The organism is Flavobacterium kingsejongi (assembly GCF_003076475.1).
GTDB lineage: Bacteria > Bacteroidota > Bacteroidia > Flavobacteriales > Flavobacteriaceae > Flavobacterium > Flavobacterium kingsejongi.
Map to the genome: position 1 here is coordinate 697,988 of NZ_CP020919.1, position 11,814 is coordinate 709,801.

Genomic DNA, 11,814 nt, shown 5'->3' on the forward strand with positions numbered 1-11,814 from the left:
CCCTTGACAATCAGCGACTATCAAGGGTTTTCTGTGGTCCCACCTGGGCTCGAACCAGGGACCACCTGATTATGAGTCAGGTGCTCTAACCAGCTGAGCTATAGGACCGGTTTAGAGGTTGCAATATTACCACTAATTTTTGTTTTTTGCAAATCTTTTTCGACAGATTTTATAAGCATGCACCAATTCAAAAGCTGTAAAAGTATAATCAACTGATTTTTAATCATTCCATACTATAAAATCTATTCCTGGATTTCCTGGCACAACTCGATCAAAACGCCATTGGTTCCCTTGGGATGCAGGAAAGCGACGAGTTTGTTGTCAGCTCCTTTTTTAGGAGTTTCATTCAGCACTACAAATCCTTCCCCCTGCAATCGGGCGATTTCGGCTACAATGTCTTCCACATCAAAAGCAATATGATGAATGCCTTCCCCTTTTTTGTCAATGAATTTTGCAATCGGGCTGTCGGATGTGGTGGCTTCCAGCAATTCTATCTTGTTGGGGCCGTTTCTGAAAAAAGAAGTTTTCACCCCTTCACTGGCTACTTCTTCCGATTTGTAGGCCGGAGCACCGAAAAGTTTTTCAAAAACCAGGTTGGATACTTCAAGGTCTTTCACTGCAATTCCGATATGTTCGATTTTTCTCATGTATAGCGTATAATTAGGATCGTAAAAGTATATTTTTAGTAGTATTGGCAGCAGCACGAAAATGATCATTTTAGCGCCATGGCCCTGATCTACTGCTGCAAATATAGAGATTGCGCCAAAAAAAACGTGCTGACGCAGAAAGTTTGCGATTTTAAAACTTAAAAAAGTAGTATTTTTGCCAAATGGAAACAAACAGACAGAAAAAAATAGGCGGAGTGATCCAAAAAGATTTGGTTGACATTCTGCAGGGTGAAGTACGAAAAAATGGGATTTCTAATTTAATTATTTCCGTTTCTAAAGTAAGCGTAACTACCGATTTATCCATAGCAAAAGTATACCTCAGCGTATTTCCTCAGGAAAAAGCACCGGAAATACTGGCTGCTGTGCGTTCGAATAGCCCACTAATCAAACATGATTTATCCCAAAGGGTAAAACTACAACTGCGTAAAGTGCCGAATTTATCTTTTTACATTGATGATTCTTTGGATTATATCGCTAAGATTGACGATGCGCTTGCCGGTAAAGAAAATCCTATCGAAAACCGTGATTTATTAGACAAACGCAAGAAATTTTAGATTGAATTTTGCCTTTTACATAGCGCGTCGGTATTTGTTTACACTCAGCAAAAGCAGTGCAATCAATTTTATTACCGGAATCACTTCTGCCAGTATTATCGTAGGAGCAGCGACTATGTTTGTGGTAATTTCTGCTTTTAGCGGATTAAAGGAATTCAGCCTTTCCTTTACGAATAATTTTGACCCTGACCTCAAAGTAACGAGTATCGTTGGCAAAACCATAACGATGACACCGGAACAGGAGCAAGCCCTGAAAAAAATGCCAGGCATTGCTTATTACAGCCGGATCATCGAAGAACGGGTGCTGTTTTCTTATGACGGCAAACAACAGGTCACCTACCTCAAAGGAATCGACAGCAATTACATCTATGTCAATCCGATCAAAGAAAAAGTAGCAGGACAATGGGTAGTTCCAAATTCCAACCAGGTGGTTATGGGCTTTGGCACCAGCGATAAGCTTTCCATACAACTCTATAACTTTGAAATTCCGCTGGAAGTTTTTATCCCAAAACCCGGCAAAGGCCAAATTGATGATCCAGACAAGGCATTCACCAAAGCCAGCCTGCGCCCTACAGGATTTTATTCCATCAATGAAGATTACGACTCCAAATATGTTTTTGCCGACCTGGATTTGGTGCAACATCTTATGGAATTCCAACCGAATACCATTTCCGGCCTTGAGATCAAGCTAAAACCTAATATTTCCGAAGACAGTGTCATGTCGGAACTGCAAAAGCTATTCGGGCCGAAAACGGATGTAAAAACAAGAGCACAACTCAATGATGCCCTGTACCGGATGCTAAACACGGAATTTATTGCAGTGTACCTCATCCTGACCCTCATCATTATCATGACGTTATTTACGCTGATTGGTGCTATTATCATGATGATCCTGGACAAGAAAAGCAATTTAAAAACCTTAGCAAGCCTTGGTGCCGAAATTCGGGAGCTGCGCAGGATATTTCTGCTGCAAGGCACTTTATTAACGCTTACCGGCTGTTTTATCGGGCTTTTTATCGGGATCATGCTGGTGATTTTACAGCTTAAATTCCAAATGTTTATGATTACGGACAATTTAGCCTATCCGGTTGCATTCTCCATTCAGAACATTTTTATTGTATTGGCAACGATTATGATACTGGGATTTATCGCTTCTAAAATTGCTTCTTCGCGTATTTCTAAAAAGCTTTTGGAATAAAATTATATATTTGCTTTCCTAAGTACTAAACCCGGATTATTACAGAACGCTTTAGAATTACTAAAGTTCCATACACCATTGATTCCTAATCCCCTATAGGAATAGTGTACGTTCCCGATTACCCATTATTATACCACCATCACATGACTGAAACGCAACAAAAGCAGGGAAAAATTGCTGCAATATTCGCACTAATCAAACAATCTTTACAAGGAAAGGAAATTGACTATACCACGGGTAGTATCAGGCGGTCCGTGATTTTACTGGCCATCCCGATGATGCTCGAAATGATGATGGAATCCGTGTTTGCATTGGTAGACCTTTATTTTGTTGGCCACCTTGAAGACAGCAGTTATGCCATACAAGCAGTAGGATTGACCGAATCGGTACTGACCATCACCTATTCCCTTGCAGTTGGAATGAGCATGGCCGCCACAGCGATTGTAGCCCGGAGAATTGGAGAGAAAAATCCGGAAGCTGCAGGAAAAGCAGGAATCCAGGCCATCCTGATTGCTGTAGCCATTACTTTACTACTCAGCATCGTTGGCTATGTCTTTGGTACCGATATCCTCCTTCTCATGGGGGCTTCTTCCGATGCAGCAGCCTACGGCACCAACTTTATGCGTATCATGATGGGAAGCAGTATTTTTATTATGCTGTTATTCCTGATCAATGGAATCTTCCGTGGTGCGGGTAATGCCGCCATCGCCATGAAAAGCCTTTGGATTGCCAATATCTGTAACATTATATTATGCCCCATATTTATCAACGGCTGGGGTCCCATTCCGGCATTTGGCCTTGAAGGCGCCGCAATTGCCACTACGATAGGACGTGGCATTGGGGTTTGCTATCAGTTGTACCATTTATTTAATGTGGGAAATACGCTCAAAATTACCGTAGCACACCTCAAACCGGACTTCCAACAAATGAAAGCGATTATTGTTGTAGCAGCGCCTGGTATCTTACAGTTCGTTATCGCTTCCTGTAGCTGGATTTTCCTGGCACACTTAGTCGCCACAACGGGTGGTGATCACGGCTCTGCCGGTTATCAAACGGCCTTACGCCTGATGATGTTCTTTATACTTCCTGCCTGGGGGCTCAGCAATGCCGTAGCCACTTTGGTAGGGCAAAATCTGGGAGCCGGACAGATTGAAAGAGCCGAAGAATCGGTACTAAAAACGGCCAAATACAATGTGATCTTTATGGTTATTATTACGATCCTTACTTTAGTTGGGGCCACGGTATTTGTATCGTTCTTTACAGAAGACATACTGGTACAGGAAATTGCTGTGCGCGCCATCCGGATCATGAGCCTGGGATATATTTTCTACGGGATCGGTATGGTATTGATCAATACTTTTAATGGTGCCGGTGATACCTGGACGCCAACCTATATCAATTTTTTCGGTTTCTGGCTTTTTCAGATTCCGTTGGCCTATGTGCTGGCAAACTATTTTAATATAAAAGAAGATGGTGTCTTTATTGCTATTCCGGTAGCCGAAACCGCCATCACGATTGCAGGATATATCCTGTTCAAAAAAGGAAAATGGAAACGCATACAAGTGTAAATTCTTTATTCCGGAAAGCGCCTATCGTATGTTTTGAACCCTAATTCTTTACATTATATCGTAGGGAATTATTAAACAGCATTTCCGATAGCTTCATGACCAATTTGCACTATCCAAAAAAGGCACTTTCCTACTTTTTAGGCGCTAAAAATAAGCTTTGGATGTATTAAAATAGGTTCCAAAATACTTACAACAGGTTCCCAACGTATTAAAAGGATTACCGAACGTATTCTACTACCTACGCCTACGTATTAAAAGTATTTCGAGACGTATTAAAAGGGTGACCTGAAGTATTAAAAAGAGATTTTAGTGTTTTTAGCCTAATAGCATCGTAACATGCAGGATCCACTTTTAGCTATAAAGCCGCTACTCACACCTTACCATAATTAGGAGCATAGTATAAAAAAGAGGCTGTCTCATGCATTATGAAACAGCCTCTTTTTTATTCTTCCTAAATATCTTCTATACAAATTGGAATTTTTCAAATACTTCCTGAATCTCATCCAGTGCTTTAAAAAGTCCTTCTGCATCATCTGTAGTTACTAATTTCTGGCGGTGTTCCTTAAAATTCGGAATTCCTTTGAAGTAATTGGTATAATGGCGGCGCATTTCTACGATCCCAACGCGTTCCCCCTTCCAGTCCATAGACCAGGTCAGGTGATTGCGTGTGGCTTCTACCCTGTCCTGCATAGTAGGCGGTGGCAATAATTCCCCGGTTTTAAAATAGTGCTTGATTTCATTAAAAATCCATGGATTTCCAATCGCAGCACGTCCGATCATCATCCCATCGAGGCCAAATCTGTTTTTATATTCCAGTGCTTTTTGGGGAGAATCAATATCACCGTTACCAAAAATAGGCATTGTGATCCGTGGATTGTTTTTCACACGCTCAATATGAGTCCAGTCGGCGCTGCCTTTATACATCTGCGCCCTCGTCCGGGCATGCACTGTTAGTGCCTGCACCCCAATATCCTGAAGGCGCTCGGCCACCTCATCGATATTAATCGAATCCTCATCCCAGCCGAGGCGCGTTTTTACGGTTACAGGCAAATGAGTACTTTTGATAACGGCTTTCGTAAGGCGTACCATCAGGTCTACATCTTTCAATACACCAGCTCCCGCACCTTTACAAACAACCTTTTTAACGGGACAGCCATAATTAATATCTACCAAATCGGGATGTACGGTTTCTACAATTTTAGCAGAAAGCGCCATCGCCTCTTCATCTCCTCCAAATATCTGAATCCCTACAGGTCTTTCATAATCAAAAATATCCAGTTTCTGACGACTTTTCATCGCATCCCGGATCAATCCCTCGGAAGAAATAAATTCGCTATACATCATATCTGCACCGTGAAGTTTACACAACCTGCGGAAAGGCGGATCGCTTACATCTTCCATCGGGGCTAATAATAAAGGGAAATCGGGTAATTCTATGTTGCCTATCTTGACCATCTACTGCATTTTGCTGCAAAATTACGAAAAATAGATTGGATTATAAGACTCTTGAATTCCAAAGGTTTGCATAGGCATTTCCTTTCTACAATCGCAGGCACAACTTCCCAAAAAATTAAGCTATGAAGACCTGCTCTTCCCGGAGATAAAATACTAATTCAATTCCATACGCATCTCCACAACGCGTTCTTCAAATCCTGCTTTTTCATAGGCTTTGATGGCAGAAGCATTTCCGGAATATACTTCCAAACGCAATTCCTGGATACCGTTGGCAATCCCCCATTTCTTTATCTCCTCCATAATACGCTGGATAATACCAAGCCCCCTGAACTCTGGATTAACATACATAAAACCAAGATACAGGTAACGATCATATTTGGAAATGGGTTTTGACAGTTCGATACGGCCATACCCACAACCGACCAACTGCCCACCGCTCACTGCGACAAAAAAAGCGGTATCGGGATGGGTAATCATTTGCCCTAAATCATAATAATTAATTGGCCCTGCTTTCAGTGCCGGATCATAAGGCCGTTCGGCACTGATGATTCCCTGTTCAAACTGCAATAAAGCAGGTTTATCTTCTACCGTAGCTCTTCTTATTGTAATGGGTTCCATATTGGTTTTTGGTTTGCGATCATCATAAAAACACCCGGAAACATTGGAGTTTCCGGGTGCTGTAAAAGTAATGAACGTTATTTTTTAAAAAAATTAAAATCGGTATTATCCTTGAAGGACTTTCGCTTTTTCTGCATCAAATTCGTCCTGGGACAAAATGCCCGCATCCAGCAGTTCTTTCAGGTCCATGAGGGCTTTCTTCTTGGCCGCCATATCAGATACAGGTGCTGTCGCTGCTATATCCGCAACTGGGGCTACCGGTGCCACCTGGGTACCTGCAGGACTGAATTGCAGTATCAGTTGTGTAATTTCATTAAATCCTTTGATATTGGAATAATCAATTGCCTTTTGTTCTTTCACATTGACGATGGCAGTATCGGCATGATTTTCCAGCAGGTATTTCACCACATCTTTTTTTCCATTGGCAGCGGCATAGTGCAAAGGCGTATTCCCGGATTCGACCTGGATATTCACCGAAGCGTCTTTTTCCAGCAGTAATTTAACCATACTCAGGTGCCCTTTTTTCACAGCCACATGCAACAGGCTTTCACCTCCAGCAGTATAGGATTCCGTAAGGGTAAAACCACTGCTCACCGAAAGGCTTTCGGCCGTCTCTACCCAATCCAAATAGGAACTCATCGAATCGGTACGGTCGGAAACGGGCTTGCTATGGTTCACATCGAGCCCATTTTCTAAAAACAAGGCTACAATTTCTTTTTGATTGTTATCGCAGGCATACCATACTGGAGAGATCCCATCTTTGGAAGAGACAAAAATATCAGCACCTTTGTCAATCAGCAATTTGGTAATCGCGCGGTTGGTTTCATAGCAGGCAATGAGCAACGCACTTTCACCAGCATGGTTCAGGTGGTTGATATCTGCGCCTTTTTCCAACAGCAATTCTGTCATTGGCAGGTTTTTGGAGCGCACGGCAAAAAGCAATGGGCTTTCCCCATTTTTATTGGTCGTATTGACATTTGCCCCCTGATCCAAAAGTAGTTGTACCACTTCACGATTCCTGCAGGCAGCTGCCAAAAGCAAGGCTGTTTCGGCATTGTTGTTTTCCAAGTCTACGGTTATTCCGTTTTCGAGCAATTTCTGAAGGATTTCGATCTGTCCGGTTTGTGCCGTAAGATGCAGCAGGCTGTTCCCCTGCTTGTCGTTCATGTTGATATTGGCTCCTTGCTCCATGAGGTACAATGCTGTTTGTTTTTGTTTCTGCAGGCAGGCAAAATAGAAAGGGGTTTCGGCATCATGGTCTTCATAATCAATATCGGCTCCTTCAGCCACTAATAACTTCACCAGGTCCAGATAACCCCGGTGTGCGGCATAATGTAAGGCTGTACGCCCTTTTTCGTCCGTATAGGCAAAATCGGCCTCTTTATTGGCTAATAATAGTTCTGCAATTTTTCGGTTGCCATTTTCACAGGCAATAATAAAAGATAGTGACATATATTTTCAGATTATGCTTTATTTAAAAGTAGTAATTCGGCTGTTTTGGCTTTCAGGTTATCATCGGAGGCCAGCATGAAAGCGGTTTCATCTTTGTCGTTTACCAGTGTAGTATCCGCACCACGCTCTATGAGTAGTTTCGCTTTGCGATAGGTTTCTTTTGCCACGTTAGCATCATAGTTGGGATTAAAGGCACAGACTTTATGCAATAGCGTATTTCCCTGCTCGTCTACAGCATCCAAATCGACATCACCAGCATCCAGGATTGTTTTGAGGATGTCCACCGGTTTTTCAGCCGCCCAGTCCAGTGCCGATTTTTGTTTGTCATAATACGGTGCCGTTTGCCTCAAGTCGGCGCCATCGGCTACCATTTTTTGCAGGAGTTTTAATTCTTTTTCCGAAGGGCTGTTTAGGCTTCGTAAAAACTCGGTCAGTATCGTTTGCCCTTCGGCAGTGACGGCATCAAATTCCGGCGTTTCATATTCCATCATCTTTTCATACAAATCCAGGCTGCGCAATTCGGCAATTGCTTTATAAAAAGCGGAATGTCCTTTTTCATCCTTCTCATTAGGATTTGCCCCATTTTTTAATAGGAGTGCTATGGCTTCTGCCCTGTTATTGCGTACTGCTACCATAAGGGGTGTCGTTTTTACAATATCACCGGCATCCACATCCAGCCCCTGATCTAACAGGTATTGCAACTGCGCCAGTACTTTATCGCCGTTTCGAACAAACATAGCATTATTACTCACCACCTGGTGGATAAAATTCTGTTCTGCGTTATTTTTATAATTAAGGTCACCTCCTGCGTCTGCGATTGCGCGGATAATGCTGATATCAGCGCCTTCTTTCAGGGCATATCCCAATAAGGTCTGATCTTCCAATTCGCTATTGAGGCTTTGTACTTTGGGCAAAAAATCGGATAAAAAAGCCTGTGATGCTTCATCAGCCGGTAATTGCCTCACGAGGCTTTCAAAAAAAGTATTTTTAAAGGAATCGTATTCATAAAGGTCTGTTTCCAACATGCCCTGATCGATAAAGAGTGGGATAAATTCGAATGCCTTATTTCGGAGGATCGCGTCATAAACGGAACCCAGTTCGTCTTTTCGAAATCCTTTGACGGAGTTGTCTCCGTTTGCTATTAATTCACGGGCAGTGTCGATTCGACCCCATTTGAGGGCCTGCATTAAATTGATTGATTCTGACATTAGGTTTGATTGTATGGGGTTATTCAAAAGTTATTACTTACATTAATTTAGGGGAGAACCGACGGAATAAGCATCCGTTATCTTTCATCTTCCCTCTTATCTCAACGTTTTATTCTACATTTCATTATTTATGTTACTGCAAAAATCCAATAGCATCCTATTTTTTGGACTTATCCCGAAATTACTATTTCATAATTTGCAAAAGATATCGTGATATTACTGCCCAAACTAAGCAAACATCCCAATAAAAAAACCAACTTTAGTATAATTTTAGTTTAAAATTAACATTCTCGCTTTTTTTAATGTGTGTAATTCTAAACCTACTAATTATGAAAAAAATTTTATTTTCTACAATGGCCTTAATGGCTTTCGGATTCATGAACGCTCAGGAAAATGCAAACGTGCCAATTACCAACAATGGCTTTAAACAAGGCGACGTTTTCATGACTGGTTCTATCGGGATTGGCTCTGAATCTACTGGCGATAATAAAACGAATTCTTTTAATGTAAAACCAAAAGCTGCTTATTTTCTGACTGAAAATATCGCTGTTGGTGCTGCTCTTGGCTTTATGTCAGGAAAAACAGAAGTTCCACTTGCTCCGGATGTAAAAACTACTGAGTTCTCAGTTGGTGTTTTCGGCAGGTATTATTTTACTCCGGGAAGCACGTTCTCTGTATTTGGCGAACTGGGTGTGGATTATATCCACTCTAAACAAGAAGCGCTTACAGAAGACACCAGTAATGCATTCCGAATTGGACTTGCACCGGGTGTGAACTATTTCGTATCGCAACATTTCGCACTGGAAGCTACTTTTGGTGTGTTAAGTTACAGAACCAACAATCCAAGCACAGATGGGGTAGACAATACCGACAACTTCAACCTGGGATTGAACTTTACGGATATTAACTTAGGACTGATCTACAGATTCTAAGCGCATATCGTTATAGCACCAAAGGCCTGATCTTTAGCGATCAGGCCTTTTTTGTTTTGGTTCCTTATGTTTCTTATTCCAGGCTACTTTCCGCGCTGTAAAATCTTTTTGGGGCAGCTGCTGTAATACTGTGAAATACGAAAACTTTAAACTATATTTGCCGATTAATTCGCTACCTTTATGGAGCTTGCGTGAGGGATTGCAGCAGAAATCCTTTTCTTTTTTATCCAAAAAAGAAAAGATTGCCGCGAAAAGCCCGACCCCCGGGGTCACGCCCAACTAAAATTGATATTAAACGAAGATGAAACATATTAGGAATTTCTGCATTATTGCACACATTGACCATGGTAAAAGTACACTGGCAGACCGACTTCTGGATGCTACACAAACGGTTACAGCCAGGGAAAAACAAGCACAATTACTGGACAATATGGATTTGGAGCGGGAACGTGGGATCACTATTAAGAGCCACGCCATCCAAATGGAATATACCTACAAAGGGGAGCAATATATCTTAAATCTTATCGATACACCGGGACACGTAGATTTCTCTTACGAAGTTTCGCGTTCTATCGCGGCCTGTGAAGGTGCTTTGCTTATCGTAGATGCAGCACAAAGTATCCAGGCACAAACGATTTCCAACTTGTACTTAGCTTTGGAAAATGACCTTGAAATCATTCCTGTATTAAATAAAATTGACCTTCCAAGTGCTAATCCTGAAGAAGTAAGCGATGATATCGTAGACTTATTGGGCTGTAAGCTGGAAGATATTATCCCTGCTTCCGGTAAAACGGGACTGGGTGTGGAAGACATATTAGCGGCTATCATCGAGCGTATCCCACCCCCAAAAGGAAGCAAAGATGAGCCTTTACAAGCGTTGATTTTTGATTCTGTCTACAATCCTTTCCGTGGTATTGAGGTAATATTCCGGGTATTAAACGGAGAAATCAAAAAAGGCCAGAAAATTAAATTTATGGCTACCGGAAATGAATATTTTGCGGATGAAATTGGCACATTAAAACTAACGCAATCTCCAAAACAGGTTATTAGTGCCGGAGATGTAGGCTACCTTATTTCCGGGATCAAAGAAGCCCGTGAGGTAAAAGTAGGCGATACACTGACCGACGCCAAAACGCCAACACAAAATATGATTCAGGGTTTTGAGGATGTAAAACCGATGGTATTTGCCGGAATCTACCCTGTTGACACGGAAGATTATGAGGAATTGAGAAATTCCATGGAGAAGCTGCAACTGAATGATGCTTCCTTAGTCTTTTTACCGGAAAGTTCTGCGGCCTTAGGTTTTGGTTTCCGTTGTGGATTCCTTGGAATGCTGCACATGGAGATCATCCAGGAACGTTTGGAGCGTGAATTCAATATGACTGTAATTACGACGGTACCTAACGTTTCCTATTTGGCTTATACCAAAAAAGATCCGGAAACGGCCCTGGTTGTAAACAATCCTACGGATTTGCCGGAACCTTCCAAACTGGACCATGTAGAAGAACCTTATATCAAAGCGACTATCATTACCAAATCGGATTTTGTGGGTAACGTAATGTCATTGTGTATTGAAAAACGCGGTGTAATCACCAACCAGACTTACCTTACAACAGACAGGGTTGAGCTTACTTTTGATATGCCATTGGCTGAGATTGTATTTGATTTTTATGACAGGCTGAAAACAGTTTCGAAAGGGTATGCCTCTTTTGACTATTCGCCGATCGGATTGCGTACTTCCAATTTAGTAAAACTGGACATTCTGCTGAATGCACAGATAGTAGATGCACTTTCAGCATTGATCCACACGGACAATGCCTACCATATTGGCAAAAAAATGTGTGAAAAATTAAAAGAACTGATCCCAAGACAACAGTTTGACATTCCAATCCAGGCCGCTATCGGTGTGAAAGTAATTTCCCGCGAAACGATTAAAGCCCTGCGAAAAGACGTTACTGCCAAATGTTATGGTGGTGATATCTCCCGTAAACGTAAATTGCTGGAGAAACAGAAAAAAGGTAAGAAAAGAATGCGCCAGGTTGGTAACGTTGAGATTCCACAGGAAGCCTTTATGGCCGTACTGAAACTGAACGACTAACGCGTCAATTATTCCCTATAAACAAACCCCTGATAGTATTTCTATCAGGGGTTTGTCTTTTAT

The 11,814-nt window shown here is 41.8% G+C and carries 10 protein-coding genes and 1 tRNA gene; 5 read left to right on the plus strand and 6 right to left on the minus strand.

Annotated features, from left to right (window positions below; translation table 11 throughout):
- Positions 1 to 34: 34 nt before the first annotated feature.
- Together FK004_RS03050 and mce are read right to left on the minus strand one after the other, a co-directional pair.
- Positions 35 to 108 (minus strand) — tRNA-Ile (locus FK004_RS03050).
- 134 nt (positions 109 to 242) lie between these two features.
- On the minus strand, positions 243 to 647 hold the full coding sequence (gene mce, locus FK004_RS03055) for a methylmalonyl-CoA epimerase (RefSeq protein WP_108738737.1): 405 nt from the start codon (positions 645 to 647) through the stop codon (positions 243 to 245).
- A 182-nt stretch (positions 648 to 829) separates the two neighbouring features.
- Between mce and rbfA the strand changes: the two genes are divergently transcribed.
- From rbfA to FK004_RS03070, 3 genes are all read left to right on the plus strand, one after another.
- The gene (gene rbfA / locus FK004_RS03060) at positions 830 to 1,222 is read left to right on the plus strand and encodes a 30S ribosome-binding factor RbfA (RefSeq protein WP_108735923.1); all 393 of its coding nucleotides are present in this window, start codon (positions 830 to 832) and stop codon (positions 1,220 to 1,222) included.
- Between the two features lie 34 nt (positions 1,223 to 1,256).
- Positions 1,257 to 2,420 carry an ABC transporter permease gene (locus FK004_RS03065; RefSeq protein ID WP_317046965.1) on the plus strand — a complete coding sequence of 388 codons (1,164 nt, stop codon included), beginning with the start codon at positions 1,257 to 1,259 and terminating at the stop codon, positions 2,418 to 2,420.
- A gap of 143 nt (positions 2,421 to 2,563) precedes the next feature.
- Positions 2,564 to 3,988, plus strand: a complete 1,425-nt coding sequence (locus tag FK004_RS03070; RefSeq protein WP_108735925.1) for an MATE family efflux transporter — start codon at positions 2,564 to 2,566, stop codon at positions 3,986 to 3,988.
- Positions 3,989 to 4,450: 462 nt separating this feature from the next.
- Here FK004_RS03070 and dusB read toward each other — a convergent pair whose 3' ends face one another.
- The 4 genes from dusB to FK004_RS03090 all read right to left on the minus strand — a co-directional run bounded on the left by dusB (position 4,451) and on the right by FK004_RS03090 (position 8,721).
- Positions 4,451 to 5,443, minus strand: coding sequence for a tRNA dihydrouridine synthase DusB (gene dusB, locus FK004_RS03075; RefSeq protein WP_108735926.1), 993 nt, complete (start codon positions 5,441 to 5,443; stop codon positions 4,451 to 4,453).
- Positions 5,444 to 5,596: 153 nt separating this feature from the next.
- Positions 5,597 to 6,061: a GNAT family N-acetyltransferase gene (locus FK004_RS03080; protein ID WP_108735927.1), complete on the minus strand. Its 465-nt coding sequence runs from the start codon at positions 6,059 to 6,061 to the stop codon at positions 5,597 to 5,599.
- 105 nt (positions 6,062 to 6,166) lie between these two features.
- A complete protein-coding gene (locus FK004_RS03085) occupies positions 6,167 to 7,513 on the minus strand; it encodes an ankyrin repeat domain-containing protein (RefSeq protein WP_108735928.1) in 1,347 nt (448 codons plus the stop codon).
- Between the two features lie 11 nt (positions 7,514 to 7,524).
- Positions 7,525 to 8,721 (minus strand): ankyrin repeat domain-containing protein, encoded by a 1,197-nt coding sequence (locus FK004_RS03090; protein WP_108735929.1) that lies wholly within the window; start codon positions 8,719 to 8,721, stop codon positions 7,525 to 7,527.
- Positions 8,722 to 9,050: 329 nt separating this feature from the next.
- On the opposite strand from FK004_RS03090, the gene FK004_RS03095 reads away from it, so the two are divergent.
- Both FK004_RS03095 and lepA read left to right on the plus strand, forming a co-directional pair.
- On the plus strand, positions 9,051 to 9,653 hold the full coding sequence (locus tag FK004_RS03095; RefSeq protein ID WP_157956016.1) for an outer membrane beta-barrel protein: 603 nt from the start codon (positions 9,051 to 9,053) through the stop codon (positions 9,651 to 9,653).
- Between the two features lie 301 nt (positions 9,654 to 9,954).
- Positions 9,955 to 11,751 (plus strand): translation elongation factor 4, encoded by a 1,797-nt coding sequence (gene lepA / locus FK004_RS03105; protein ID WP_108735932.1) that lies wholly within the window; start codon positions 9,955 to 9,957, stop codon positions 11,749 to 11,751.
- Positions 11,752 to 11,814: the final 63 nt, after the last annotated feature.